This window comes from Meiothermus cerbereus (genome assembly GCF_051297115.1).
GTDB classification, from domain to species: Bacteria; Deinococcota; Deinococci; order Deinococcales; family Thermaceae; genus Meiothermus; species Meiothermus cerbereus_A.
Map to the genome: position 1 here is coordinate 1 of NZ_JBEVAL010000042.1, position 25,224 is coordinate 25,224.

Genomic DNA, 25,224 nt, shown 5'->3' on the forward strand with positions numbered 1-25,224 from the left:
GAACAGTCCAGATCATAGTGGCCTTAGTTTTTGCTTTCTAGCTCGGAATGTCTAGGTGGCAACTTGAGTTATTTATTAGCCGCGAGAGCCTGGCGGTGGGGGACTCGAGCTTCGACCATCCCTTGAGCAGCCGGCTGGAAGAGATGGACTGCCTGACGGTGTTTGACGATGTGCTTGTACCGTGGGAGCGCGTCTTCATCTACAAAGACCTACAGCGCTGCAACACCGCCTATGCCGAAACCGGGGCCTTGATGCACATGGCCCACCAGGTGGTGGTGCTCAAAAACGCCAAGACCGAGGCCTTCTTGGGTCTGGTCTCGCTTATCGGCGAGACCATCGGGGCCGATACCTTCCCCCACGTGCAGGAAAAAATCGCCGAGGTAATCGTGTACCTCGAGGCCATGAGGGGCTTCTGGGCCCGGGCCGAGCGGGACGCCCAGCCCAACAAATACGGCCTATTCTGCCCCGACCGGGGGGCCATTGATGGCGCGCGCAACCTCTACCCCCGGCTCTACCCGCGCATCAACGAGATTATCCAGCAAGTTGCCGCCTCGGGTCTGATCACCCTGCCTTCCGAGCACGACTTCGACTCGCCCGTAGGGCCACACCTGGAAAAGTTCTTGCAGTCGGCCACCCTGCCTGCACGCGAGCGTGTCCAGCTCTTCCGGCTGGCCTGGGACATGACCCTCAGTGGTTTTGGCGCACGCCAGACCCTCTACGAGCGCTTCTTCTTCGGCGACCCGGTGCGCATGTACCAGACCCTTTACTCGGTCTACGACAAGGAGCCCTACAAGAAGCGTATCAAGGATTTTCTAGGCTGGCAGGAGCAGGCCAAACCGGAGGTAGTCGCAAGTGACTAACGCTGATGGCCTATAGCCAAAGCCGTTGTTCACTATCAGCAATTCGCCCTCGGCCATCAGTGGCAACATTATGGAAACCACCCAACCCACCCTTTCCGAGGCCTTTCGTCAGGTCATGCGCCTGTGGCCCAGCGGGGTTACAGTGATCGCCGCCCGCTTTGAGGGCGAGGTCAGGGGCATGACCGTCAGCAGTTTCACCAGTGTGAGCCTCGAGCCCCCCCTGATTCTGGTCTGCATCAACGAAACCGCCCAGCTCTGGCCCGTCCTGGAAAAAGCCGGTCGCTTTAGCGTAAACCTGTTGCCCGAGGGCCACGAGCACACCTCAACCCATTTCGCTGGCCGCCCCATAGAGGGCTACCAGCCCCTCACCGACGAAGAAACCCCAGCCCTGCAGGGGGCTTTAGCCACGCTCTACTGCCGCACCTGGGCGGTCTACCCTGGAGGCAGCCACAAGATTGTGGTCGGGCAGGTCGAACGAGTAACCCTGGGAAGCGAGACCCGGCCCCTGCTGTACTGGAACCGGGGCTATCGGCAGCTACCCTAGCCGAAAACTGAGCAGCCATCACACCAGGCAACCGGCCTTTGTGATAGGAACACCGCACGAGGTCAAGGCATTTTTGGGGGTGAAACCATGAACCAGATACCAAACATCATCCGCATCGGCCACGGGGTTTTTTATGTGACCGACCTGGAGCGTTCGCGCCACTTCTATGTGGACTTGTTGGGCCTGAACATCCTGCACCAAAGCCCGAGCGCCCTGTATCTGCGCGGCACCGAGGACCGCGAGTGGACCCTCAAGCTCGAGCTGGCCCCAGAACCCGGCATCAAGCACCTGGGCTACCGGGTGGCCGGCGAACTGGATTTGCAGCTATTGGTCGAGCTGGCCGAAGCCCTGGGGCTGCCCCACCGCTGGGAGCAGGAGCAAGACCGGCCCAAAATGCTGCGCATACAAGACCCCTTTGGCGTACCGGTGGCCTTCTACGCCGAGAGCCAGAAATACCCCTGGCTTTTGCAACGCTACGACCTGCACAAAGGTCCCGGCCTCCAGCGCATTGACCACATCAATGTGATGACCCCGCAAGTCGAGGCCATGACCCGCTGGTACATGGATAAGCTGGCTTTCCGCATGTCGGAGTACACCGAAGGCGACGACGGCAGAATCTGGGCGGCCTGGATTCACCGCAAGGGCAACGTCCACGACCTGGCCCTCACCAACGGCACCGGCCCCCGGCTGCACCATTTTGCCTACTGGATGCCCGACGCCATGAGCATCATCAAAGCCTGCGACATCCTGGCCGGGGCCAGAGAGACCGAGGCCATTGAGCGCGGCCCGGGTCGTCATGGTGTTTCCAACGCTTTCTTCCTGTACCTGCGCGACCCCGACGGCCACCGCATCGAGCTATACACCTCCGACTACAGCACCGTAGACCCCGACTTCGAACCCATCCGTTGGAGCCTCAACGACCCCCGCCGCCAGACCCTTTGGGGTGCCAAAACCCCTAAGAGCTGGTTTCTGGAAGCCTCGCTGCTGGAGGCCTTCGAGGGAGGCTGGGTACCACCACAGGAATCGGAGCTCGAGGGGCTGCCCCAGCACGTCATATGAACCCTACCCGAAGGATGCCTCCAGGCCAGGCCCAAACCCGCTGGGCGTGGGTGCTCCCCCCGGCGCTTTGGGTGGGGGCCTAAAAAACCCCCATCTGCGCCTGCCTGCGTCAAAAGGCTGACCCCAGAACATCCAGGTGGTTGAGCGGCGGCTCTATTCAACGTTCTTGACAGCGAGAAAACCTGCCTTTAGACTGACGCCCAACACAAAGATAAACAAACAAGTGTTTGTTTGGCATAGGGAGGCTTAGTGAAGGAAACTGTGGCGATTTTGGGGGCTGGCACCATGGGCCGGGGCATCGCCGAGGTGGCTGCTGTGGCCGGTCATAGGGTTTGGCTCTACGACCCCTACCCGGCTTCCCTCGAGCAGGCCCTTCTGGAGATTAGGGCCAATCTGCAAAAAAGTGCCGAGAAAGGGCGTCTATCGGGCACGGTGGAAGAAACCCTGGCCCGCATTCACCCAACCCAATCGCTGGAGGATTGCGCCCAAGCCGGGCTGGTCATCGAAGCGGCACCGGAGAAGCTCGAGCTCAAGCAAGAACTGTTGGGAAAACTGGGTGAACTCAACGAGAACAACGTCCTGGCCACCAACACCTCTACCTTTTCGGTTTCGGCCATTGCGGCCAGGGTCAAGCATCCCGCACGGGTGCTCGGGCTACACTTTTTCAACCCCGCCCAGCGCATGAAGCTGGTGGAGGTGGTGGGCGGCCTGCAGACCGACCCCGGCTTTCTCGAGCGCATGCAGAGCTTGATGCAGGCCTGGGGCAAGGAGCCGGTAAAGGTGGTAGATGCGCCGGGCTTTCTGGTCAACCGGGTGGCCCGGCCTTTCTACGGCGAAGCCTTGAAACTGCATGGGGAAGGCGTGGCCAAGGAGCACCTGGACTGGATTATGCGTGGCATGGGCTTCCCGATGGGACCTTTTGAGCTGATGGACTTAATCGGGCTGGACGTCAACTATGCCGCTTCCGTCTCGGTCTACCAGGCTTTCTATGGTGAGCCTCGGTATCGGCCCCATCCCTTGCAGTACCAGCGGGTGGCTGCTGGCCTGCTGGGGCGCAAGACCGGCCAGGGCTGGTACACCTACCCGCCGGGGCCCCCGCCGCCTCCCACCCCGCCTCCAGCGCAAACCAGGGATCTCCCCCTCCCCCTCATTATTGGCCCCAATCCGCTAGCCCAGGAGCTTCGGGCACGCTTCAAGCACACCGAAAACGTGGCCGAGGCCCAGTTCGTACTGGACTGCCGGGTCAAGCTCGAGCGCAAGCACGATTTCTTTGAAAATCTGCCGGTGGTCTCGCTGGTCTGGGGGCACTCCGCCAGCGCGGTGCAAGCCGAGTTCCGGGGGCGTCCCGTGGCCGGGTTTAGCCTGGTTCCTCCCATCGGCCCAGCAACCGTGGTCGAGCTGTATGCGCCCTTGAGTGGTGGCAACGAGGCCCTAAAGCTGGCCCAGACCTATTTCGTAGCCCACGGGTACAACACCCTGGTACTCCCCGACCAGCCCGGAGGGGTGGGCTTCCGCATTCTGGCTTTGCTCATCAACGAGGCCCTGTCGGCAATAGCCGAAGGGGTAGCCAGCCCTGCCGATCTGGATCGGGCCATGCGCTTGGGAACGGGCTATCCACTGGGACCACTGGAGTGGGCCGAGCGAATCTGGCTTAAACCCCTGCTGCGGGCCCTGGAAGGTCTCCAGGCCGAGCTGGGCGAGGACCGCTACCGCCCGCACCCCCTGTTGCGGCGCATGGTGGCAGCAGGCTTGGAGTCTTTTGGAGATCTATCCTTGGCCGCAAACACCAAGGAAGATTTACGAACTAAAAGCGCAAAGGAGGCAATATGAAGCAAGTTTTGGTAGGACTTCTGGCACTTGGACTGGGGCTGGGCCTGGCCCAGCAGGCCCCGCTCAAAATCGGGGTGGTGGTCTCGGCCACTGGCCCTGCGGCCAGCCTGGGCATCCCCGAGCGCAACACCCTGGTGTTGCTGGAAGAGCAGGTCAACCGCCGCGGTGGGGTGGCAGGGCGCCCGGTACAGTTTGTTATCATCGACGACGCCTCGGACACCACCCAGGCCGTGCGCGCCACCCGCAGGCTCATCCAGGAAGAGCAGGTGCTGGCCATCATCGGCACCACCACCACCCCCGCCAGCCTGGGCATGATTGACCCCGTGGCCGAAGCAGGTGTGCCTAAAATCTCCCTGGCAGCTAACCTTGAAATTGTCTTCCCTGTGGACGAAAAGCGTCGCTGGGTGTTCAAAACCCCCCAGACCGAGCAGCAGATGAGCCAGCCCATTGTGCGGGACATGGCCGCCTCCGGGGTCAAGACGGCTGCCTACATCGGCTTCAATGATGCCTATGGCGAGGGTTGGGCCCGGGCCTTCGAGGCAGCCGCCCGTGAGGCTGGCATCCAGGTGGTGGCCTCCGAACGGTTTGCCCGTACCGATACCTCGGTGGCTGGGCAGGTGCTGCGCATCCTGGCCCGCAACCCCGATGCGGTGCTGATTGGCGGCTCGGGCACCGCGCCAGTGCTGCCCCAGCGCACCCTGCGCGAGCGCGGCTACCGGGGCCTTATCTACCAGACCCATGGCGTGGCCAACCCCGACTTCCTGCGGGTGGGCGGCGACGTGGTGGTGGGTACCCGCCTGCCGGCGGGCCCGGTGCTGGTCTTCGACCAGCTCCCCCCCGACTTCCCCAACCGGCAGGTTGCCACCAGCTATGTGCAGCAGTACGAGGCGCGTTTTGGCATCGGCAGCTATTCTACCTTCGGCGGCCACGCCTACGATGCCTGGGCCATTCTGCGCCCGGCCCTCGAGCGGGCCTTGCGGCGTGAGCAGCCTTCCAACCTGGCCGCTTTCCGCCGGGTACTGCGCGATGAGCTCGAGGCCACCCGCAATGTGGTGGGCACCCACGGTATCTTCAATATGTCTCCCACCGACCACCTGGGCCTGCGCTTCAACGAGGCCGCGGTCATGGTTGAGATCGTGAAGAACCCAGTCGGCAAGCTAGAGTGGAAGCTTTTGCGGACCTTCAGGTAGCAGGCCGGGGGCAGGGGTTTTAAGGAGCAGGGGGGAGTCAGTCGCTCCCCCACCCCCTTCCCCCCAGCTCTTTTCTTATGGATTGGACCATCCTCTCTTTCCTTACCGCCGATGCCCTGCAAAACGGCACCATTTACGCCCTGCTGGGGCTGTCGCTGGTGCTGGTTTTTGCCGTCACCCGGGTAATCATGGTTCCACTGGGCGAGTTTTTGGTCTTTGCGCCCCTTACCTATGTGTGGTTTCTACCCAGCGAGGTGAGTGGGCTCAACCTGGAGGGCCAGATACCCGGCACGGCCTGGCTGGCCGCAGCCTTGCTCTTGTGGTGGGCAATTTTAGACCGAACAAATCTCAGACGTGCGGGCTTACTGGCCCTGGGCGCGCTGGGGGTCTTGGGCATAGCCTGGTGGGGCGCCCAGGGGGTACCGATGTGGTTGGGTTGGCTTTTTGCCATCCTGGTGGTGCTGCCCATTGGCCCAGCTTCTTACCGGCTCTTTTTCGAACCCGCCAAAAATGCAAGCGTGCTCACCTATCTGATTATTGCGGTGGGCCTGCACTTTGCCTATATGGGATTGGGGCTGGTGTTTTTTGGCCCTGAGCAGTTTCGCCTGCCCGCCATCCTTAAGGGGCAAACCACCATTGGGCTGGTGCCGGTCAACAACCAGGCTTTTCTGGTGTATGGCTTTGCCTTTCTCGCAATGGCAGGCCTGTACCTGTTTTTTACCAAGAGCATATATGGCAAGGCCTTGCGGGCCTGCGCTGTAAACCGCTATGGGGCCAGGCTTCTGGGCATTAGCCCCAGCCAGGCGGGCTATGTTTCTTTTGGCATTGCTACCCTCATCGCTTGCGTGAGCGGTATGCTGCTGGCCCCCCTGATCTCCCCTGCTTATTTTCAGGGCTTCTTGCTGGGTCTAAAGGGCTTCGTGGCCGGGATTCTGGGCGGCTTGGTCAGCTATCCGCTGGCAGTGGTGGGGGCCTTGCTGGTAGGCGCCATGGAGTCTTGGGCCTCTTTTCAGGCCAGCGCCTACAAAGATGCTATCGTTTTTGCCTTGCTGCTGCCCATCCTCCTGTGGCGCAGCCTGCAAAGCCACGAGATTGGGGAGGAGGATTGATGAAGCTTCGGGTATCCCCCTTCACCCTGGCGGCAGTCGTCATCGTGCTGCTGTTGCCGCTGTTGTTGCCCGCCACCTCGTTTTACCTGACCGTGGGCAACTACATTGCTTTTGGCGCACTGGTGGCCCTGGGGCTTTATCTGCTAACGGGCCTCTCGGGCATGACCAGTTTTGGCCAGGCCGCCTTTATGGGGTTGTCTGCGTACACCAGTGCGCTTCTGACCATAGGTCAGGGCTGGAATCCCTGGCTTACCCTTCCGCTGGGAGTGCTGGCCGCGGTGGTGGGCGCGGTGGTTCTGGGGGGCATTACGGCCCGCCTCAAGGGCCACTATCTACCCCTCTCAACCATTGCCTGGTGTATGGCCCTGTACATCGTGATGGGCAGCTGGATTGCCCTGACCGGAGGGCACACCGGTTTGCGTGGGGTTCCCGGCATCTCGGTACTGGGCCTCAGCCTGAACGACAGCAGAAGCTACTTCTATCTGGCCTGGTCATTTGTGCTGCTGGGTGCCTGGACAGCCTGGAACCTTACCAATAGTCGGACTGGACGGGCCATGCGGGCTTCCAAGGGCGATGCCATCGCAGCAGCCAGTTTTGGCGTCAATCCGGCAGTGCTCAAGCTACAGGTGTTCGTGCTCTCGGCCATCTACGCCGGGGTGGCGGGCTGGCTGTACGTGCACTATCAAAAGTTCATCAACCCCACGCCATTCAGCCTGGACGCCTCCATCAAGTACCTGATTGCGGCGGTGGCCGGGGGTGTGGGTAGCATCCCGGGGGTCATTCTGGGTTCGGGGTTGGTGACGGGCCTCGAGGAAGTGCTCAAGGGCTTGCTGCCGCGCATCTTTGGGCGCACCGGCAACTATGAAATCATTGCCTATGGCCTGATTCTGGTGCTTATCCTGATGTTTGCCCCCAAGGGGTTGTGGTCTTTCCTCGAGCGCTACCTGCCCCGGGTTAAACCACAAGACCCAAGCGGCAGTGGCCTTCCCGCTCGGGTAGCTTCGGGCCAGCCGGGCGAGGTGCTGCTCGAGGTGGACAGCCTTAGCAAAAGTTTTGGCGGCTTGCTGGCTGTGAATAACCTGACCTTCCAGCTTCGCCGGGGCGAGATTCTAGCCCTGATTGGCCCCAACGGGGCGGGCAAGTCCACCTGCTTCAACATGATTACCTCGGTCTATGCGCCCAGCAAGGGCGAGGTGCGGTTCAGGGGCCAGGCCATCTCCGGTCGCACACCCTACGAGGTACACAGACTCGGCATCGCCCGTACCTTTCAGCACCCCCATCTTTTCCCCGAGATGACCGTACTGGAGAACGCAGCCCTGGGCACCTACGCGCGTACCAGAAGCGGCATTGCCGCTTCCATGTTTGGGCTATCCAGAGCCGAGGAAGAGGCCGCTTTGGCGGAAGCCTACCGGGCACTGGAGCGGGTAGGGCTGGCCCAGATTGCCCACCAAAAAGCCGAGGGGTTAGCCATCGGTCAGCTGCGCTTGCTGGAAATTGCCCGGGCGCTGGCCTCAGGGCCCGAGGTGCTGCTCCTGGACGAACCCGCCGCTGGGCTCAGGGCTGGAGAAAAACGCCAGTTCGCTGCCCTGATTCGCAAACTGGTGAATGAAGGGGTAACGGTGCTTTTGGTGGATCACGACATGGATCTGGTAATGGGGCTGGTAGACCGGGTGGTGGTGATGCATTATGGGGAGAAGCTGGCCGAAGGCAGCCCCGCCGAAGTGCAGCGTAACCCCAGGGTGATCGAGGCGTACCTGGGGGAGGCCGCATGAGCAAGCCCAGCGCCAGCAGCAAAGGAGCCCAGATGAGCGTGCTGGAAGTACAGAACCTGACTGTGCGCTACGGGGCCGTGGAAGCGGTGCGCAACCTGTCGCTTTCGGTAGGGGCAGGCGAGGCCATCACGCTCATCGGCCCCAACGGGGCGGGCAAGAGCAGCACCCTCAAAGGGATTCTGGGTCTGGCAAACAGCAGCGGTACGGTGCGCTATCAGGGACAGAGTTTAGCCCGTCGCAGCCCCGAGGACCTGGCCGTCCAGGGCCTGGTGATGGTGCCCGAAAAACGCGAGCTGTTTGCCTCGATGGAGGTGGAGGACAACCTGCTGCTGGGGGCTTTTACCCGCTTTCAGCGGCGCGAGAAGGGGATTAAAGAAGACCTCGAGCGCGTCTATACCCTCTTCCCCCGCTTGAAAGAGCGCCGCAAACAACTGGCCGGCACCATGTCCGGGGGGGAGCAGCAGATGCTGGCCATTGGGCGGGCCCTGATGGCCCGGCCCAAACTGCTTTTGCTCGACGAGCCCAGCCTGGGGCTGGCCCCCCTCATCGTGCAGGAGATTTTTCGCATCCTGGGCGAACTCAAGGCCCAGGGCACGCCCATCCTGGTGGTGGAGCAAAACGCCCGCATGGCCCTCAAGCTGGCCGACCGGGGGTATGTGCTCGAGGCCGGCGAGCTGGTTATGGAGGGCCGCGGCCAGGAGCTGCTACACGACCCCCGGGTGATTGAGTCGTACCTGGGCATCCGCAGCAAAACTGAAGCCTGACCATGCGCGCTACCACCGACCCCTATATGCAGTTGCTGGGCCTGGAGACCCGGGTGCTGGAGCCCGGCAGAGCGGTGGTGGCCGCCCAGGTGAAGCCAGAGCACCTCAACATCCACGGCTCGTGTCACGGCGGTTTTCTCTACAGCCTGGCCGATGCGGCTTTTGCCCTGGCCTCCAACTCGCACGACACCCCAGCCGTGGCCCTCTCTACCCAGATGCTCTACTTCAAGGCGGTAAAGGCGGGGGAACACCTGGAAGCCCACGCCAGCGAAGAAAACCTGGGCCGCCGCACCGCCACCTACCGCATCGAAATCCGCAGCAAAGAGCGGGTGGTGGCGCTATTTACCGGCACTGTCTTTCGTATGGAAGCGGAAGGCTAGCCGGCTGTCCATACCAGCCTATTTCCAAAGACCGCTCCCAGAGGGTAAACACATGACAAACCTAGAAGCATACATCCTGGACGCTGTTCGCACACCGGTAGGTAAGCACGGGGGGGCCCTGGCCTCGGTGCGCCCCGACGACCTGGGGGCCATTGTGCTCAAGGCGCTGCTGGAGCGCAGTGGCATACCCGGCGCAGATGTGGAAGACGTGTACATGGGCTGTGCCAACCAGGCCGGCGAGGACAACCGCAACGTGGCCCGCATGGCCTTGCTGCTGGCCGGGCTGCCCATCAGTGTGGGGGGTTCGACCATCAACCGCCTGTGCGGGAGCGGCCTGGATGCCGTAGCCAGCGCAGCCCGGGCCATCTGGGCCGGGGAGGGGCAGGTGTATCTGGGGGGCGGGGTAGAAAGCATGAGCCGCGCCCCCTGGGTGGTACCCAAGACCGAAAAGGGCTTTGCTACCGGCAACCTCACCATGTTCGACACCACCTTAGGCTGGCGGCTGGTGAACCCCAAAATGCAGGCGCTCTACGGCACCGAGGCCATGGGTGAGACTGCCGAAAACCTGGCCGAGCAGTACCAGATTTCCCGAGAGGCCCAGGATCGCTTTGCCCTCCATTCGCACCAAAAAGCCATTCGGGCTCAAGCCAGCGGGGCCTACGCCCGCCAGATGGTGCCGGTGGAGGTCAAAGACCGCAAGGGCAGCACCACGCTCGTGCAAACCGACGAAGGCCCCCGGGCCGACACCAGCCTCGAGGCCTTAGCCCAGCTCAAACCGGTGTTCCGGGCCGGGGGCAGCGTAACCGCGGGGAACTCCTCTTCCCTCAACGACGGGGCTGCTGCGGTTTTGCTGGCCTCCAGCGCCTATACCGAGGCCCATGGGCTCAAGCCGCTGGCCCGGGTGCGCGCCATAGCGGTCGCGGGGGTAGAACCCCGCATCATGGGGATTGGGCCGGTACCCGCTACCCAGAAAGCCCTGAAGCGGGCTGGGCTCACGCTGGGCGAGATCGGTTTGATCGAGCTTAACGAGGCCTTTGCCGCCCAGAGCCTGGCCGTGCTGCAGGAGTGGGGCCTGGAGGCCGAGGACGAACGGCTGAACGTGAACGGAGGGGCCATCGCCATCGGACACCCCCTGGGCTGTTCGGGGGCCCGCATCCTGGCCAACCTGGTGCACGAGATGCAGCAGCGTAAGGTACAGTTTGGCCTGGCCACCATGTGCATCGGGGTGGGCCAGGGCATCGCCATGGTGGTGGAGCAGGTCTAATGAACCCCAGCAAAAATAACAAATCAAGCAGATTTCCTGTCAGTAAGAAATGTGGTTTATTCTCCTTCTGGGGCCCCCGCCTGAAGCGCGGGTAGCAACAGCCTGAAAAACGATGGTGCCGCGACCTGTCCCTAACGCAACGATTCAGGCGGGGTCATATCAGACCCCTCATCCTGAAAGCGCAGCCTACGGCGTATCATCGGAATATATGAAAATCCTGGAGCAGTTTAATCTACAAGGCAAAACCGCCCTCGTGACCGGGGGCTCGAGGGGCCTGGGTCTGGAAATCGCCTATGGGCTACGGGAGGCCGGGGCCAAAGTGGCCCTGCTGGCCCGGCGCGAAAGCTTTTTTGAGGAGGCCCTGAAGCTCATCCCCGACGCAATCCCCCTGGTGGGCAACGTACAGGACGAAGGGAGCCTCGAGGCCGCCTTTGCCCGTGTGGGCCCGGTGGACATTTTGGTCAACGCCGCCGGGGTGACCTGGGGCCAGGACGCGCTGGAAGTGCCGGTGGAAAAAATCCGCGAGGTGCTGGACATCAACGTCACCGGGGCTTTTTTGGCCTCGAGGATCGCCGCCCGCAGCATGAAGACCCGAGGCTACGGCAAAATCCTTAACATTGCCTCGGTCGCAGGCCTGGCCGGAAGCCCTAGCGAAGTAATGGACGCCGCGGCCTACTCGGCCTCCAAGGGGGCGCTCATCGCGCTTACGCGCGACCTGGCGGTCAAGTGGGGGCCCTTTGGCATACGGGTTAATGCCCTGGCGCCAGGGTTCTTCCCCACCCGCATGACCGAGAAGCTGCTGGCCCGCACCGAGCAACTGGTGCGGGAGCGCACCCCTTTAGGCCGCATCGGCCAGACCGGCGAGCTGGCCGCCGCAGGCCTGTACCTGTGCAGCCCGGCCTCGGACTACGTGACCGGGCAGGTGCTGGCCGTAGATGGAGGGATGACCGCCCTATGAGCGAGGTCTTTCCCTTGGCCGAAGGCCACGGCCTGATTCGCCGGGCCCGATGGGATGACGTACCCGAGATCGTCCGACTCATAGCCGACGACCCGCTGGGACACACTCGAGAAGCCCCTACCACGAGGGCATGAAGCTCAAGCTTTAGTTCGAGGTGCGTATGCCGATGTTTCAACCAGAACTCGAGACCCTTCCCCGCCCCAAGCTAACCGAACTGCAAAACCAGCGTCTGCGCGAGCAGGTGGCCTATGTGTATGAGCGGGTTCCTTTCTACCGCCAGGCCCTGGACGAAAGGGGGCTCAGGCCCAGCGATATCCGGGGGGTAGAAGACCTGCACAAGCTCCCCTTCACCAAAAAGCAAGACCTGCGCGACACCTATCCCTTTGGGATGTTTGCCGTGCCACGCGAACAGCTCGCCCGCATCCACGCTTCCAGCGGCACCACCGGCAAGCCCACTGTGGTGGGTTATACCCGGGGCGACCTGGAAGTGTTCTCCGAGGTGGTGGCCCGCTCCCTGGCGGCGGCGGGGGCCCGGCCCGGAATGATGCTGCACAACGCCTATGGCTACGGGCTTTTTACCGGCGGGCTGGGTCTGCATGGCGGCGCCGAAAAGCTGGGCATGGTGGTGGTGCCCATCTCCGGCGGTATGACCGACCGTCAGATTATGCTCATCCAGGACTTCAAACCCGAGATGATTTCCTGCACCCCATCCTATGCCCAAACCCTGGCCGAAGAGTTCAAAAAGCGAGGGGTCAGCCCGGAGGAGATAAGCCTGCGGTACGCCATCCTGGGCGCGGAGCCCTGGACCGAGGCCATCCGCCAGAGCGTGGACGCTGGGCTGGGCGTCAAAGCCACCAATATCTATGGCCTCTCGGAAATCATCGGGCCGGGGGTCTCCAACGAGGACGTGGACGAGCGCGAAGGGCTCAGTTACATCTGGGAAGACCACTTCTACCCCGAGGTGGTAGACCCCCAGAGCGGCGACCCCCTGCCCGAGGGTGAGGTGGGGGTGCTGGTGCTGACCACCCTGACCAAGAAAGCCATGCCCATCCTGCGCTACTGGACGGGCGACCTGACCTTCATTACCCGCGAAAAGGGCCCCTCGGGGCGCACCCATGCCCGCATGGCCCAGATCCGGGGCCGCACCGACGACATGCTGATCGTGCGGGGGGTGAACCTCTACCCCACCCAGATCGAGGCCGTGCTAAAGGAGATTCCCGAGGTGGTGCCGCATTACCAGATTGTGCTGACCCGCGAGGGCACCATGGACGAGGTGGAGCTGAAGCTCGAGGTCGCCGAGCCTTTCTTCCGGGAAATCGGCCAGCAGGTGCTTTCCGACGCCATCGTAGAGGCCGACCACCGCCTGGCCCACCTGCGCGAAAAGGTGGCCAAAAAAATCAAGGACAATGTGGGCATCTCGGTGCGGGTCTCGCTCATCAACCCCGGCACCGCCCCCCGCAGCGAGGGCGGCAAGCTCAAGCGGGTGGCCGACCTGCGCAAACTGCGCTAATCTCCTAGCGAAGTACTGTCCTGGTATGTTGCGAAATCTTTGTTGCGTATCGCCCCCAAGTGAAACCTCGACTTCATGGGAAAGGTGCGATAGGGTGGAGTTGATATGAAGCCTATTCCCCCAGGCTACCAGGCCACCTTTGAGACGGTCGTCACCGACGAGATGACCGTAGACTTCGAGCACCCCGACGATCCCCAGCTGGGCAAGCTGCATCCGGTCTACGCCACCTACTGGATGGCCAAGCACATGGAGCTGGCCGGGCGCAAGATCATCCTGCCCTTCCTGGAAGAGGGTGAGGAGGGCATTGGCTCCAAGGTGAGCGTGGATCATCTGGCCTCGGCCCTGCCGGGCATGAAAATACGCATCGTAGCAGAACACACCCATACCGAGGGCAGCCGCGTATATGCCCGCTGCACCGCCTGGAACGAGCTGGGCGACCGGATTGGTGAGGGCTCCACCGAGCAGGTGATTCTGCCTAAGGCCAGGTTGCTCCGGATTTTTGAGAAACTGGAGGAACGCTGGTTGCAACACCGCGAGTAGTTCTTGCTCGATAGCAAACTCACCCCTAGACCCCTTAATCTGATACCGTGAACCGATTGCCTCTGTTTCCATTGCCTGAGACCGTAGTATTCCCAGGGCTCTTGATTCCCCTGTACATTTTCGAGGAGCGCTACAAGCAGATGGTGCGGGACTTGCTGGCCCAGGGTGAGGAGCAGCGCCGATTTGTGATTACCCTGGCAACCCAGGATGGCATTCGGGAGGTGGGGGGCTACGTGGACTTGTTGGCAGCCTCGGAAAATCCCGACGGCACCTTCAACATCGTGTGTCGGGGAGGGGAACGCTGCCGTGTGGAGGGCGTGGGGGTCTTCGATAAAAACCTCTACCAGACCACCCTGGATATCCCTTATCCGCTCGAGCGCAGCGCCCGCAGCGAGGAAATTGTGGCAGCCTGGGATGCCCTGGAGGCTTTTCGCGGCTACATGGGCGGGGTGGCCGACCCAGGGGCCCTGGAGGAAGCCATCGCGAACCTGCCCGACGACCCCCTCTACCAGGCCTCGTTTCTATGCGTAAACCTGCGGGTTCCCGCCCTGGATCGGCAAGCCTTGCTGGAAGCGCCTTCGTTGGTGGCGAGGCTCGAGCTGGCCCAAACCCTCATGCGCCAGGGTTCAATCTCCAGCAACAGTGCCGAGGCCTAATTCAAACCACCCTGCGTCGGAACTGGGCCAGTCCAAGGCTCAGCATAAGCAAGCCTGCGGCCAGCAGGGAGACAACAGCAGTGGCTTCATCCCGGCGGATGCGCCACATCATCTGACGGGTCAGGTTACGGTAGGCATCCTTGAGCGTGCTGGCAGAGTCCACAAAGAAGTACTCCCCATCGCCCACCCGGGCAATCTCCTTGAGCACTTCTTCGTCGAAATGCGCGGCCAGGGCATACTGTTCGGGCAGTCCCGGTACAGGGCCTTCGGTGGTACGACCAATTCCGATCGCATGAACGCGGATCTGCATCCGGGCTGCCTCCTGGGTTGCCTCGACCGGATCCACCCCTGCCAGGCTACGCCCATCGGTTAGCAAAATAATGGTAGCCAGGCTTTTGGGGTCCGGTGCATCGGCCCGCTCAGAGAGGGGGGGAAGGGCCGCAATACTCTCCAGGATGGCATCGCCAATGGCCGTGCCCAGGTTGAGCTCTAAGAAATCTACCGCTTCCAGCAAGCGCCCCCGATCGGCAGTGAGGGGCACCACCAGTTGGGCATCGCGGGAAAACGTGACCAGAGCTACCCGAATGCCCTCCGGCAGTTCGCGGATAAAAGTACGTAGAGCAGCCCTGGCGGCCTCGAAGCGGCTGGGCTTCACATCGGTGGCCTGCATCGAGCGACTAATGTCTACCGTCAGCACCAGCGCCGCCCTGGGGTCGGCCTGCAACACCGGAAGGGTAGGCCTGGCCAAAGCAAACACCGCCGCTACCAGCGCCAGCAGATACAGCCCTGCCGAAAGGTGCTGCCGCCAGTTGCCGCTGTTCCTCCTGGCCCGCACCAGCATGGCCACATCGGGGTGCAGCACCACCGACTCGGCTGGCGGCCGCAGGCTGCGCCGGTAGAGCCAGACCAGCAGGGGGACCAGCAAGCAAAAAAGCAGTGCCCAGGGCCATAGAAACGTCATTCAGATCACCCGTCGCCTCAAAGCCGACCCGCCCAGGCTAAGGCCCAGCAACAGCGCCGCCAGCAAGCTCAAGATAGCGCTTACCTCGGTAGTCTGGGGCCGCCAGCCCAGTACCTGACCCAGGTCGGCATGGGCATTGGACAGGTCGTTGGCGTTGAAGATGGGGTAGTAACGGCCTCCAGTTCGGTCGGCGACTTTTTTGAGCATCTCCTCGTCGAAGTTGTGGCCGTGGGTTCCAACCCCGATGGTGTGGACTTTAATGCCACGCCGCAGGGCCTCATCGGCAATTTTGAGCGGGTCGTTACCCGAGACATCGTGCCCATGAGAAAACAACACAATCACCCCTGGACGCACGCCCTCAGGTGGGCTCTCAGGGAGGGCCTCGAGCGCCGCCAGCAGCCCATAGGTAAACGAGAAGCCCCCACCCAGATCCAGGTTGTCTATGGCTTGACGAAAAGCCACGCGGTCGGTGGTGGGGGGCAACAGCAGGGTTCCGTAGCCGGAGAAGGTAGCCACCCCCACCTTGACTTGGGTCGGCAGTCTACCCACCAGCGCCTTGGCGGCCAATCGGGTCGCTTCCATGCGATTGGGAGCAATATCGGTCTGGCGCATGGACCAGCCGTTTTCGATGGCCAGGATGACCCCTGCCAGGTTTTCGGGCATGGTCAGTCGCAAGGTGGGGCGGGCCGTGGCGATCAGGGCAGTTGCCAGGGCTAGAAAAAAGCCAATTGCCGGCAAATAGAGCCAGATGGTTTGTTGCGCCAGGCCGCCCATCTGTCCAGCCCCCGGATACCAGACATGGCCGCTGGCACGGCTGTGGTGCAACCGCCAGTACAGCACCAAGAGGGCCACCAGACCCAAGAGGGCCAGCAAGTTCCAGGGAGCAAGGAAGCCCATAGGACAAACACTCCTACGGCACCCGCCGCTGCCAGCGCAGGCTTAAGCCAGCGCCCATAATCATGAGTAAAGCAGCCAGGGCCGAAAGCAGCGAAGAAATCTCGGTCTTGACACCCTCCCAGCGGATAACCACGCCCAGCTCTTTAACAATCGCCCGCAGGGCCTCCTCCGTGGGTGGGTAGGTGTTTTTCCCCCCCGTGGCCTGTGCGAGTTGCTCGAGGTTCCTGGGCTCAAAGGGAACATAGTAGTTGCGGCCCTCAATCTGCATTACGGTTCCGCCTTGCTGACCCATGGGAAAGGTATAAAGCTTAACATTGGCATTTTTAGCAAAACGGGCCGCGATCTCGAGGCGGTTGCGGGTGGGAAGGCTGGGGTTGGTGCTCACGTTGGAGGCCCCATCCGACAGGATCACCACACTCCCTGGCGGTAGGTCGGCTGAAGGCTGGCTCTGCTCTGGCACAGGCAGGTCGGGTATGCCTTGCAAAGGGTCGGGCTGACTCAGGCCGGGGGGAAGCAGCTCGGCAGGAGGCCTGAGGTTTTTGCGTCCTGGTAGCATCCGCACCCCAGTCACGATGGCGTTCTCGATGGAGGTGTTCTGGGCCGGCTTGAGGCGGTCTATGGCCTCCAGAAGCTTCTCTCGGTCGGTGGTGGGCATCACCAGGGCCGAGGCCGAGTCGGAAAAGCTGACCAGCCCAATCTGGGTGGTGGCCGGGGCCAGTTCAATAAACTTGCGGGCCGTGGCCTTGGCAGCTTCCAGGCGGCTGGGGTTCAGGTCGGCAGCCAGCATGGAGCGCGAGGTATCCACCGCCAGCACCACCGCGGCTTTGTTGCTGGGCAAGGGTGGGCTGGCTACCGGCCGGGCCGCAGCAAGCAAGAGTAGAAACAGGGCCAGCAGTTGCAAGGCCAGCGGCCAGCGCACATGGGCTTTGGGCGGCTGGCGCACCACCAGCGCGCGCAACCTTGCATCGGCAAAGGCCTGGGCCGTGCGTTCTCGCCGTCGGCCGGCCCAGACCAGAAAACCGATAAACAGCGGGAAAAGCAACAACAGCCACAAAAATGCCGGCCAGGTAAAGCTCATCTTCGCCCCCTTCTGCGCAAAGTGAACTTGAGTAGCGGTTCGACAATCTCCTGTGCGGTGGACAAACTAAGCACGTCCACCTGGGCCGCCCGCAAGGTGCGCTCGAGCATGGCTTCGCGGGCTTGCACCAGCAGCGCATAGGCCCGGCGCACCCTGGGATCGCTGGTGTCCAGCCAGATTTCCTCGCCACTCTCGGGATCGCGCATGCGCAGCTCACCAGCGTTGGGCAGCTCCTTTTCGGCAGGGTCGAAGATGCGCACCGCCACCACGTCGTGGCGGTAGGCCAGCCGTCGCAGTTCTTTGGCCCAGGGGGGCTCCTGCTCGGGCTGGGGGTTGAGAAAGTCGGAGACCACAAACAACAAAGCCCGGCGTTTGAGGGTTTTGGCGACGTGCTCGAGGGCATATTCAAGCGAGGCCGAGCGGGCCTTTCCCTGCCCATCCCCTTTACCGTGGCCTGGTCTGGGTTCAGGCTGTGGCATCAGGCCATAAAGCTGGTGCAACACCCGCAAGGCCTGCCGCCGACCCGTACCGGGTGGCACCAGCCGCAGCCCGGCCTCGGAAAATCCAATGGCGCCCACCTTATCACCATGCCGCCCCACAATGGCCGCCGCCGTGCCCACAAACTCCAGCGCCTCCTCGGCCTTGAGCACCCGACGGGTGCCAAACCGCATCGAGGCGGAAAGGTCGACCACCAGCCAGACCGTAACCTCTTTCTCTTCGCGGTACTGGCGGATGTGGATTTTGCCGGTGCGGGCCGTAACGTTCCAGTCGATGCGCCGCACTTCGTCGCCGGGCTGGTACTCGCGCACCTCGGCCAGGTCCAGGCTGGGGCCATAGAAAAAGCCGGTGTAGTCGCCAAACAAAAAACCGTCCAGTCGCTTCAAAACCCTAAACTCGAGCTTGCGCAGCAACTCGGCAGGCAGCTCGCGGGAAGGCAGCGGGGCCAGGCTGGGCTCGGCCTCGAGGGTAACATTGATCTGGCTTTTTCGCGGTCGTCGCAGCAGCATAAAGTTTTTCCCAAGGCTGGTTTTCCTCAAACCTTACCTATGCAGAGGGGTTTTCGGCTGCTGGCCGGGTGTCGCGGTAAGGGTCGCCGATGTGCACCTTGGGCAAGGGGGTAGCGGCAATAATCTTCTGCACCAGGTCCTCGAGCTTCACCTCGTCGGCCAGGGCCTCGTAAGACAGGATGATGCGGTGGCGCAGAACCTCGGGGGCCAGGTCGCGCAGGTCTTCGGGTAGGGCATATTCGCGGCCCCGCACAATCGCCAGGGCTTTGGCCCCCAGAATCAGGTTCACGCTGGCGCGTGGACTGCCGCCAAAGCTGATGTATTTCTTCAGGTTCGAAAGCCCCACCTCACCGGGGTCACGGGTCGCACGGGCCAGGCGCACAGCGTACTCGGTCACGGCCTGGTGGACATGCACCTGGTCGGCCATGGCCTGTAGGTGACGCAGCTCATCGCCGCTGAGCACCTTGTGCACTGGTTCAAACCTGGTCGAGACCCGCTCCACCACCGTCATCTCCTCGTAGAAGGCGGGGTAGTCAATCCAGACCTTGAACATAAAGCGGTCTACCTGGGCCTCGGGCAAAAAGTAGGTGCCTTCCGACTCGATGGGGTTCTGGGTAGCCAGCACCAAAAAGGGGTCGGGCAGCTTGAAGGTCTCGTGGCCGATGGTCACCTGGCGCTCCTGCATGGCCTCCAGCAGCGCCGACTGAATCTTGGCAGGGGCCCGGTTGATCTCGTCGGCCAGGATCAGGTTGGCAAAGATAGGGCCCAGTTCCACCTCGAAGCTAGCTTCTTTGGGGTTGTAGATGCGGGTGCCCACCAGGTCGGCAGGAACCAGGTCGGGGGTGAACTGGATGCGCTTGAAGCTGGCCCCAATGGCCTCGGCCATGGTTTTGATGGCCAGGGTCTTGGCCAGGCCCGGCACCCCTTCAATCAGGATATGGCCTCGAGCCAGCAAGGCTACCAGCATGCGCTCGAGCATCAGGTCTTGCCCCACGATGACCTTTTTGACCTCCAGCAAAAGGCTACGCAGCCTGGCAGCGGCCTCCATGACGGCTTGGGGCTCGAGGGTGGGTTTTTGCATCTCGCTCATATAAACCTCTGCAACTTGGGGGTTTTGGCTTGTTGGGAAATCGGGCAAGCCAGGGTGGCAGGCACAGCTAGGTTGATGGACCGGGCCGGCTATCGGGTGGTGCGGGTGGTGCTGGCAGCGAGGGCACACTGGGATCGAGCGGAATAAGCTCGGGTGAGCCCCCGGGCATCCCCGGCCCCGGTTGAGGGCCGCCCGGCCCTGGCATCGGCTGCGGTATTTCGAAGCGGAACAACTGGCCGTCCTGGTAAATCAGAAGGGGGCATTCCTCAGCCTGCCCCTGGCCCTGGCCCGGCCCCTGTCCTGGGCCCTGCCCTGGCCCCGGCTGAAGCGGGATGAGTTCACGGGGGTCGGGCGCAGGCTGTAGCTGCTGTTGTGGGTCAAACTGCACCCATCGCAGCGGCCCCGCCTGCGGCCCCGGCCCAGCCACCACCTGTATGCCCAGGGCCGAGCGCAGCCCGAGCCAGTACCCCATGCCAAATAAAACCAGCGCCAGCAGTGCCACCGCAAGCGGTTTTCGCAGCCACCCAAGCCTGAGCTGTTCCATGCTTTACTTTATGATGCAATACTGGGTTCAATCTGAGAATGCCCCACCTTTGCAGCCGGAATTTCTCATCCCCAAAACGAGCGCGGCTTTCATTTAATTTCGACACCCGACCACCGCTCGAGCAGCTTTGCCACGGCGGTGTGGTCCACCTCGGCACTGCCCACTTCGCGTTTGGCTATCTCGAAGAACTCCCGCACCTGCTTTAGCATGGGCGCGGGGGTTCCGGCGGCCTCGAGCACACTGACACAGATACCCAGGTCCTTAGCCAGCAAACCCAGGGCAAAGGTGTTGGGAAACTGGCGCGTAAGTACCCGCTGGCCAAACAGATTCTCACTCACATTCGAGCGCCCCGAGGAGGCGTTGATCACCTCGAGCGCCAGCCTGGCATCCACCCCCTGTTGAACCAGGGCGAGCATGCCCTCGCTCAAGGCCCACAGGTTGACCGCCAGCAGGGCATTGTTGACCGCCTTGACAGCATGCCCCGACCCCAGCGGCCCTACGTGCACAATCTTGGCGGCAAAGGCTTCCATCACCGGCCTGGCCCTGGCAAAGTCCTCTGCAGAACCCCCGGCCATTACGGTAGCTCTGGCCTGGATAGCGCCAGCCACGCCCCCCGAAAGGCAAGCATCCAGGTACGACACCCCTTTTTCCTGAAGCATCTGGGCGGTCTTTTTAGCCATCTCCGGCTCGCCCGAGGTGTGATCCACCCAAAGCGTCCCGGGGCGCAGGTAGGGCAGCAACCTGCGGGCCATTTCGTCCACCTCGAGGGAGGTAGGCAGGCAGGTAAGCACCATATCGGCCTGGGCAACTTCGGCCAGATCCACCGCCTTTGAAGCAAACTCTTTGGCATGGGCCAGGGCCTTTTCAAAGGTGCGGTTCCAAACCAGGGTCTCGTATTTTTTGGCCAGGTGCCCAGCAATCGGATAACCCATCGCTCCCAGTCCAATAAACGCTATTTTCATAAGCCCTACTCTAATACCAAATCTGACCATTGCTGGCCTAGAGCCTGCTAACTAGCCTTACGGCTCTTGCAGGGTCGAGCAGCACAACCCAGCACAGCCACCTAGAGCGCTCTCCACAAATATTGAGCTGCTCACAATTTTATAGCTTTGTCCTGCACACCACAGTTACCTCCTGGATGGGAGACCACGTCTGTGAAGAGTGTGCTATATCGCCAGAAAAAGCACGCGCACATCTGCTACCTCGCTGCAGGTGAATGTGCTAAACACCCCTCCCATCGCGGGGTTGCATGCCCCGCCTCAGGACTTTCTCTCAGCAAAAACCTTGGTGCGAAGTATGGATAGGAGCCGTTTCCCTTGCCGCCGGAGGAAGCGCCTCCAGGGACTTCTTCTGGCTCATTTGGGCCGATCGCAGTCTGGTATGGGTGTTGTCGCGCCAGCAACCAGCAAAGGCTTTATCTTGTCAGATTACACATAACGGCTAAACTAAAGGTCGGGTCTGCCGGGATGGCGGAATGGTAGACGCTACGGACTTAAAATCCGTTGCCCGCAAGGGCGTGTGGGTTCGAGTCCCATTCCCGGCACCAGCAATGGGTTTTTTGGCAGCTCGAGCTACTTTACTCGAGCTGCCCTAAGGCTCTACCCTTTCCAACAACACCATAGCCAGGGCATAGTGCTTCTCATGGGAGAGCGAGAGGTGCGCTCTAAAACCCCCTTCTTCTATCTGGCGCTGTAGCCCTGGGGCAAAGCCCAGCCTGGGTCTGCGCCCCTGCATCTCTACCCAGACCTCGAGCCAACCAAAGCGCTCGGGCCAGCATTTTTGAAAGGCCTCCTTGGCTGCAAAGCGCACCGCCAGCGAAGGAATGGGGTCGGACTTGGCCAGACAGTACTCGATTTCGCCAGGCACAAAGTGGCGCTCCAAAAAACGCCGGGGGTGCCGCTCCCATACCCGGCGCAGGCGGGCAAGCTCTACGATATCGGTTCCAATGGCTACCACGGGCATCGGTTAGCATTGTAAGCGTTGTGTTGCCCAAAGCCTTTCTGACCCGAATGTCCGACCTGCTGGGTGAGGCCTTTCCCCAGTTCTTGCAAGCCCTCAGCGCAGCCGACCGGAGCTATGGCCTGCGGGTGAACACCCTCAAGCTGAGCCCCGCGCAGCTACAGCAGATTAGCCCCTGGGAACTGAGGCCCATCCCCTGGTCGCCCGAAGGCTTCTACTACCCCGCCGAAGCCCGCCCCGGGCCCCACCCCTACTATTACGCCGGACTCTACTACATCCAGGAGCCCTCGGCCCAGGCGGTGGGAGTGCTGGCCGACCCCCAGCCAGGGGAGCGCGTGCTGGATCTGGCCGCCGCCCCTGGGGGCAAAACCACCCACCTCGCCGCCCGGATGCAGGGGCAGGGTTTGCTGGTATCCAACGAAATTGACCAGGGACGGCTGCGCGGCCTACTGGAAAACGTGGAGCGTTGGGGGGCCAATCTGGCGGTGGTCTCAGCGCCGGTTGAGAAACTGGCCCAGGCCTGGGGGGCTTATTTCGACCGGGTAGTGCTGGATGCCCCCTGCTCGGGAGAGGGCATGTTTCGCAAGGACCCCGAGGTGGTGCGCCACTGGGGGCCTGGGGCTCCTGCTCGAGCAGCCCGCGTACAAAAATCGCTCATCGCCGCTGCCGCCGACCTGGTGCGCCCCGGGGGGGTGCTGGTTTACTCGACCTGCACCTTTGCCCCCGAGGAGAACGAGCAGGTCATTGCGGAGTTTCTGCGCACCCCAGGCTGGGTGCTCGAGGACGCCCACATCTCCCCTCTTTTTGCCCCAGGGGTTCCGGCCTGGGGCGACGGCAACCCTGCGCTGACCCGAACCGCCCGGCTGTGGCCGCATCTGCTACAGGGGGAGGGACATTTTCTAGCCAAACTCCGCAAAACCGACGGCCATGAAGGCAACCCCACACAGGAGCGGGTCCCTCCGTTGTCCCGCGAAAGCAGGGCCCTGTGGCAGTCCTGGCGCGAGGAACACCTGCGGATAAACCTCGAGGGAGAGATCCTCGAGCGGGCCGGACACCTTTACCTGCTGCCCCCCGCACTGCCCAGCCTGATGGGCCTTCGGGCCCCCGCACCGGGGCTCTACCTGGGCGAGGCACGGGTAGGGCATCGCAAGGATTCTGGGCGTTTTCTACCTGGCAAACCGCTCGCGCACTATTTGCAGCCCCACCAGGTCAACCAGGTGCTGCGATTACAGGCCGAAGACCCCCGAGCCCTCGAGTTTGCGCTGGGCCAGCCTATCCGTGCTGAAGGAGCCGAGGGCTGGAAACTGGTCGCACTCGAAACCGCCGTAGGCCCGTTCAGCCTGGGCTGGGGCAAGCTAAAGGGCGGCATCCTGCGGCCAGGAAAAACCGGGCTCTGAACAGCAACAATCCCCCTGACTGGCGTCTTTATTCTTCCTCGGCCTCGAGCCGCTTTAACAGCTCTTTCAGCTCTGCTTTTTGCTGGCCTTCCTCCATCCCATCGGCCAGTTTTTCGATGGCCAGCCGCACCACCTCCGACTTGGAGACCAGCTGCTCGGGGCTGGAAAGCTCGTAGGCCAGCCTGGTCAGGAGCGCGTCCTGATCATCGCTGATGACTACCTGTAAACGCTTTTTCTCCTTCTTGGGCATAACCTGTAAACCCTGGCGCCAAACGAGTATGGTAACGGTAAAATACTCGTATGCGTTTCTGACTAAACTTTAGCACGTTGCGTTTGTACTTGACAATACGGCGCTAACTTACTATGCTCATGGTGAGTATCATGTGTAAGATACGCAACGATAGTCAGATGCACCCAGGAGATGAGCCCTGCGTATGAATAGAACCCTTACCATTCACGGCGGTGTCCCCCTTAGCGGTGAACTGCGCATTTTTCCTGCCAAAAATTCAGCGCTCAAGCTCATGGCGGCCAGCATTCTGACCGAGGAGCCCGTTACCCTTACGGAGGTTCCCCGCCTGCGTGATATTGACGTCCTGCTCGAGCTGCTGGGCCACCTGGGCACCCGCCACGCCTGGGAAGGCCGCACCCTGCACCTCCACACACCCGAAATTCGCTCTACCCACGCGCCCTTCGAGCTGGTCAGCAAGATGCGGGCCAGCTTCAACGTGCTGGGGGCCCTGGCCGCACGGGCCGGTGAAGGCACTGTACCCCTTCCGGGGGGCTGCAATTTCGCCGAGCGTCCGGTAGACCAACACATCAAGGCCCTGCGTGGCCTGGGCTTCGAGATCAGCACCGAGATTACCGAGGAGGGTGTGGCCTATACCGCCCGTCGCACCAAACCCGCCTCAGGCCGGGTGGTCTACGACCTGCCTACCCTGGGCGGCACCGAGCAGGCCCTGATGGCGGCAGCCCTGGGGGGCGAAGCCGTGCTGGTCAACACCCCACAGGAACCCGAAATTGTAGACCTTTGCAACTTCCTCACCATGATGGGGGCCGAGATTAGAGGCATCGGCAGCAGCATTCTGCACATCAAGGGCAAGCCCCGTCTGCGTGGTGGGCGCTACAGCGTAATCCCCGACCGCATCGAAGCGGGCACCTACCTGTTTGCCGCCGCGGCCACCCGAGGTTCCATCACCCTTACCAATGTGGAGCCGTTCCACATGGACGCCGTGCTGGACAAGCTCATTCAGTCGGGCCACAAAATCACCACCGGCAAAGACTGGATCACCCTGGAAGCCATCCCCAACCCCCAGCCTTTCAACCTCGAGGCCCGCGAGTACCCCGGTTTCATCACCGACCTGCAACCCCCTGCCACGGCCTACCTGGCCACCGTACACGGCACCTCGCTGGTCTCCGACCGGGTCTATCCCGACCGCTTTACCCACGCCAGTGAGCTGGCCCGCATGGGGGCCGAAGTTACCCTAAAAGACCGCACCCTGGTGATTCAGGGCCGCCCACTAACCGGCGCGGCAGTAGAAGCCCGCGACATTCGGGCCGGAGGGGGCCTGATTATCGCTGCCCTGGCGGCTGAGGGTGATAGCCACATCACCGGGTTGCAGTACATCGAACGCGGCTACGACGACATCGCAAACCGCCTGCGCAGCCTGGGCGCCCAGGTGGGGGTGCAGCACCCCGAGCTGGCGCTGGCGGCGGACTGAGGTTTTTCTGCCCTGGCTACAAAATGGTGTTCAAGCCTATTGTTTTTGGAAGACCATCGGTCTTTCCCACCTTTTCAGGGTGTGTCCTGAAAATAGGCAAACAGCCTAAACTGTGGGAATGAGCGAAATCCGGGAAC

Annotated in this window: 25 protein-coding genes, 1 tRNA gene and 1 pseudogene; 18 read left to right on the plus strand and 9 right to left on the minus strand. The window is 62.2% G+C overall.

Annotated elements, in window-relative coordinates:
- Positions 1-71: 71 nt before the first annotated feature.
- The 15 genes and pseudogenes from ABWU19_RS09645 to ABWU19_RS09715 all read left to right on the plus strand — a co-directional run.
- Positions 72-860 (plus strand): annotated as a pseudogene (locus ABWU19_RS09645) (4-hydroxyphenylacetate 3-hydroxylase C-terminal domain-containing protein); the annotation flags it as partial.
- A gap of 70 nt (positions 861-930) precedes the next feature.
- Positions 931-1,404, plus strand: coding sequence for a 4-hydroxyphenylacetate 3-monooxygenase reductase subunit (gene hpaC, locus ABWU19_RS09650; RefSeq protein ID WP_435901485.1), 474 nt, complete (start codon positions 931-933; stop codon positions 1,402-1,404).
- An 87-nt stretch (positions 1,405-1,491) separates the two neighbouring features.
- Positions 1,492-2,463, plus strand: coding sequence for a 3,4-dihydroxyphenylacetate 2,3-dioxygenase (gene hpaD / locus ABWU19_RS09655; RefSeq protein WP_435901486.1), 972 nt, complete (start codon positions 1,492-1,494; stop codon positions 2,461-2,463).
- Between the two features lie 249 nt (positions 2,464-2,712).
- Positions 2,713-4,293 carry a 3-hydroxyacyl-CoA dehydrogenase NAD-binding domain-containing protein gene (locus tag ABWU19_RS09660; RefSeq protein WP_435901487.1) on the plus strand — a complete coding sequence of 527 codons (1,581 nt, stop codon included), beginning with the start codon at positions 2,713-2,715 and terminating at the stop codon, positions 4,291-4,293.
- Positions 4,290-5,483: an ABC transporter substrate-binding protein gene (locus tag ABWU19_RS09665; RefSeq protein WP_435901488.1), complete on the plus strand. Its 1,194-nt coding sequence runs from the start codon at positions 4,290-4,292 to the stop codon at positions 5,481-5,483. The genes ABWU19_RS09660 and ABWU19_RS09665 overlap by 4 nt, the downstream gene beginning before the upstream one ends.
- A gap of 77 nt (positions 5,484-5,560) precedes the next feature.
- A complete protein-coding gene (locus ABWU19_RS09670) occupies positions 5,561-6,592 on the plus strand; it encodes a branched-chain amino acid ABC transporter permease (RefSeq protein ID WP_435901489.1) in 1,032 nt (343 codons plus the stop codon).
- Entirely contained in the window at positions 6,592-8,364 is a 1,773-nt protein-coding gene (locus ABWU19_RS09675; protein WP_435901490.1) for a branched-chain amino acid ABC transporter ATP-binding protein/permease, read from the plus strand. Before ABWU19_RS09670 ends, ABWU19_RS09675 begins: the two co-directional genes overlap by 1 nt.
- Positions 8,365-8,396: 32 nt before the next feature.
- Complete coding sequence (locus tag ABWU19_RS09680) at positions 8,397-9,128, plus strand: ABC transporter ATP-binding protein (RefSeq protein ID WP_435901507.1); 732 nt, start codon at positions 8,397-8,399, stop codon at positions 9,126-9,128.
- Between the two features lie 2 nt (positions 9,129-9,130).
- Positions 9,131-9,508 carry a hydroxyphenylacetyl-CoA thioesterase PaaI gene (gene paaI / locus ABWU19_RS09685; protein ID WP_435901491.1) on the plus strand — a complete coding sequence of 126 codons (378 nt, stop codon included), beginning with the start codon at positions 9,131-9,133 and terminating at the stop codon, positions 9,506-9,508.
- A gap of 52 nt (positions 9,509-9,560) precedes the next feature.
- Complete coding sequence (locus tag ABWU19_RS09690) at positions 9,561-10,772, plus strand: acetyl-CoA C-acyltransferase (RefSeq protein WP_435901492.1); 1,212 nt, start codon at positions 9,561-9,563, stop codon at positions 10,770-10,772.
- Between the two features lie 208 nt (positions 10,773-10,980).
- The gene (locus ABWU19_RS09695) at positions 10,981-11,730 is read left to right on the plus strand and encodes an SDR family oxidoreductase (protein WP_435901493.1); all 750 of its coding nucleotides are present in this window, start codon (positions 10,981-10,983) and stop codon (positions 11,728-11,730) included.
- A complete protein-coding gene (locus ABWU19_RS09700; protein ID WP_435901494.1) occupies positions 11,727-11,864 on the plus strand; it encodes a hypothetical protein in 138 nt (45 codons plus the stop codon). The genes ABWU19_RS09695 and ABWU19_RS09700 overlap by 4 nt, the downstream gene beginning before the upstream one ends.
- Before the next feature lie 32 nt (positions 11,865-11,896).
- Complete coding sequence (locus tag ABWU19_RS09705; RefSeq protein ID WP_435901508.1) at positions 11,897-13,240, plus strand: phenylacetate--CoA ligase family protein; 1,344 nt, start codon at positions 11,897-11,899, stop codon at positions 13,238-13,240.
- Between the two features lie 105 nt (positions 13,241-13,345).
- Complete coding sequence (locus tag ABWU19_RS09710) at positions 13,346-13,780, plus strand: thioesterase family protein (RefSeq protein ID WP_435901495.1); 435 nt, start codon at positions 13,346-13,348, stop codon at positions 13,778-13,780.
- A 47-nt stretch (positions 13,781-13,827) separates the two neighbouring features.
- Positions 13,828-14,436: an LON peptidase substrate-binding domain-containing protein gene (locus tag ABWU19_RS09715; protein ID WP_435901496.1), complete on the plus strand. Its 609-nt coding sequence runs from the start codon at positions 13,828-13,830 to the stop codon at positions 14,434-14,436.
- Position 14,437: 1 nt separating this feature from the next.
- Here the strand turns inward: ABWU19_RS09715 and ABWU19_RS09720 are convergent, their stop codons facing one another.
- The 7 genes from ABWU19_RS09720 to ABWU19_RS09750 form a co-directional block, all read right to left on the minus strand.
- Positions 14,438-15,397 (minus strand): vWA domain-containing protein, encoded by a 960-nt coding sequence (locus ABWU19_RS09720; RefSeq protein WP_435901497.1) that lies wholly within the window; start codon positions 15,395-15,397, stop codon positions 14,438-14,440.
- The gene (locus ABWU19_RS09725) at positions 15,398-16,294 is read right to left on the minus strand and encodes a vWA domain-containing protein (protein ID WP_435901498.1); all 897 of its coding nucleotides are present in this window, start codon (positions 16,292-16,294) and stop codon (positions 15,398-15,400) included.
- Positions 16,295-16,307: 13 nt separating this feature from the next.
- Positions 16,308-17,372 carry a VWA domain-containing protein gene (locus ABWU19_RS09730; protein ID WP_435901499.1) on the minus strand — a complete coding sequence of 355 codons (1,065 nt, stop codon included), beginning with the start codon at positions 17,370-17,372 and terminating at the stop codon, positions 16,308-16,310.
- Positions 17,369-18,379: a DUF58 domain-containing protein gene (locus tag ABWU19_RS09735; RefSeq protein ID WP_435901500.1), complete on the minus strand. Its 1,011-nt coding sequence runs from the start codon at positions 18,377-18,379 to the stop codon at positions 17,369-17,371. Before ABWU19_RS09735 ends, ABWU19_RS09730 begins: the two co-directional genes overlap by 4 nt.
- Positions 18,380-18,416: 37 nt before the next feature.
- Positions 18,417-19,469, minus strand: coding sequence for an AAA family ATPase (locus tag ABWU19_RS09740; RefSeq protein ID WP_435901501.1), 1,053 nt, complete (start codon positions 19,467-19,469; stop codon positions 18,417-18,419).
- Positions 19,470-19,536: 67 nt separating this feature from the next.
- Positions 19,537-20,013, minus strand: coding sequence for a hypothetical protein (locus ABWU19_RS09745; protein WP_435901502.1), 477 nt, complete (start codon positions 20,011-20,013; stop codon positions 19,537-19,539).
- An 89-nt stretch (positions 20,014-20,102) separates the two neighbouring features.
- Positions 20,103-20,975, minus strand: coding sequence for an NAD(P)-dependent oxidoreductase (locus ABWU19_RS09750; protein WP_435901503.1), 873 nt, complete (start codon positions 20,973-20,975; stop codon positions 20,103-20,105).
- Between the two features lie 498 nt (positions 20,976-21,473).
- On the opposite strand from ABWU19_RS09750, the gene ABWU19_RS09755 reads away from it, so the two are divergent.
- Positions 21,474-21,559, plus strand: a tRNA-Leu gene (locus ABWU19_RS09755).
- Positions 21,560-21,603: 44 nt separating this feature from the next.
- On the opposite strand, the gene acpS is transcribed toward ABWU19_RS09755, so the two are convergent.
- Positions 21,604-21,975: a holo-ACP synthase gene (acpS, locus tag ABWU19_RS09760; protein WP_435901504.1), complete on the minus strand. Its 372-nt coding sequence runs from the start codon at positions 21,973-21,975 to the stop codon at positions 21,604-21,606.
- 20 nt (positions 21,976-21,995) lie between these two features.
- Between acpS and rsmF the strand changes: the two genes are divergently transcribed.
- Positions 21,996-23,369, plus strand: a complete 1,374-nt coding sequence (rsmF, locus tag ABWU19_RS09765; RefSeq protein ID WP_435901505.1) for a 16S rRNA (cytosine(1407)-C(5))-methyltransferase RsmF — start codon at positions 21,996-21,998, stop codon at positions 23,367-23,369.
- Positions 23,370-23,397: 28 nt separating this feature from the next.
- Here rsmF and ABWU19_RS09770 read toward each other — a convergent pair whose 3' ends face one another.
- Positions 23,398-23,619 (minus strand): hypothetical protein, encoded by a 222-nt coding sequence (locus ABWU19_RS09770; RefSeq protein WP_027877795.1) that lies wholly within the window; start codon positions 23,617-23,619, stop codon positions 23,398-23,400.
- 184 nt (positions 23,620-23,803) lie between these two features.
- Between ABWU19_RS09770 and murA the strand changes: the two genes are divergently transcribed.
- On the plus strand, positions 23,804-25,087 hold the full coding sequence (gene murA, locus ABWU19_RS09775) for a UDP-N-acetylglucosamine 1-carboxyvinyltransferase (protein WP_435901506.1): 1,284 nt from the start codon (positions 23,804-23,806) through the stop codon (positions 25,085-25,087).
- Positions 25,088-25,224 lie beyond the last annotated feature (137 nt).

Bases quoted from the DNA above. Each gene is read 5' to 3' on its own strand.
- hpaC (WP_435901485.1), top strand. From the start codon at position 931: ATGGAAACCACCCAACCCACCCTTTCCGAGGCCTTTCGTCAGGTCATG.
- hpaD (WP_435901486.1), top strand. From the start codon at position 1,492: ATGAACCAGATACCAAACATCATCCGCATCGGCCACGGGGTTTTTTAT.
- ABWU19_RS09665 (WP_435901488.1), top strand. From the start codon at position 4,290: ATGAAGCAAGTTTTGGTAGGACTTCTGGCACTTGGACTGGGGCTGGGC.
- ABWU19_RS09670 (WP_435901489.1), top strand. From the start codon at position 5,561: ATGGATTGGACCATCCTCTCTTTCCTTACCGCCGATGCCCTGCAAAAC.
- ABWU19_RS09675 (WP_435901490.1), top strand. From the start codon at position 6,592: ATGAAGCTTCGGGTATCCCCCTTCACCCTGGCGGCAGTCGTCATCGTG.
- ABWU19_RS09680 (WP_435901507.1), top strand. From the start codon at position 8,397: ATGAGCGTGCTGGAAGTACAGAACCTGACTGTGCGCTACGGGGCCGTG.
- paaI (WP_435901491.1), top strand. From the start codon at position 9,131: ATGCGCGCTACCACCGACCCCTATATGCAGTTGCTGGGCCTGGAGACC.
- ABWU19_RS09690 (WP_435901492.1), top strand. From the start codon at position 9,561: ATGACAAACCTAGAAGCATACATCCTGGACGCTGTTCGCACACCGGTA.
- ABWU19_RS09695 (WP_435901493.1), top strand. From the start codon at position 10,981: ATGAAAATCCTGGAGCAGTTTAATCTACAAGGCAAAACCGCCCTCGTG.
- ABWU19_RS09700 (WP_435901494.1), top strand. From the start codon at position 11,727: ATGAGCGAGGTCTTTCCCTTGGCCGAAGGCCACGGCCTGATTCGCCGG.
- ABWU19_RS09705 (WP_435901508.1), top strand. From the start codon at position 11,897: ATGTTTCAACCAGAACTCGAGACCCTTCCCCGCCCCAAGCTAACCGAA.
- ABWU19_RS09710 (WP_435901495.1), top strand. From the start codon at position 13,346: ATGAAGCCTATTCCCCCAGGCTACCAGGCCACCTTTGAGACGGTCGTC.
- ABWU19_RS09720 (WP_435901497.1), bottom strand. From the start codon at position 15,397: ATGACGTTTCTATGGCCCTGGGCACTGCTTTTTTGCTTGCTGGTCCCC.
- ABWU19_RS09725 (WP_435901498.1), bottom strand. From the start codon at position 16,294: ATGGGCTTCCTTGCTCCCTGGAACTTGCTGGCCCTCTTGGGTCTGGTG.
- ABWU19_RS09730 (WP_435901499.1), bottom strand. From the start codon at position 17,372: ATGAGCTTTACCTGGCCGGCATTTTTGTGGCTGTTGTTGCTTTTCCCG.
- ABWU19_RS09735 (WP_435901500.1), bottom strand. From the start codon at position 18,379: ATGCTGCTGCGACGACCGCGAAAAAGCCAGATCAATGTTACCCTCGAG.
- ABWU19_RS09740 (WP_435901501.1), bottom strand. From the start codon at position 19,469: ATGAGCGAGATGCAAAAACCCACCCTCGAGCCCCAAGCCGTCATGGAG.
- ABWU19_RS09745 (WP_435901502.1), bottom strand. From the start codon at position 20,013: ATGGAACAGCTCAGGCTTGGGTGGCTGCGAAAACCGCTTGCGGTGGCA.
- ABWU19_RS09750 (WP_435901503.1), bottom strand. From the start codon at position 20,975: ATGAAAATAGCGTTTATTGGACTGGGAGCGATGGGTTATCCGATTGCT.
- acpS (WP_435901504.1), bottom strand. From the start codon at position 21,975: ATGCCCGTGGTAGCCATTGGAACCGATATCGTAGAGCTTGCCCGCCTG.
- ABWU19_RS09770 (WP_027877795.1), bottom strand. From the start codon at position 23,619: ATGCCCAAGAAGGAGAAAAAGCGTTTACAGGTAGTCATCAGCGATGAT.
- murA (WP_435901506.1), top strand. From the start codon at position 23,804: ATGAATAGAACCCTTACCATTCACGGCGGTGTCCCCCTTAGCGGTGAA.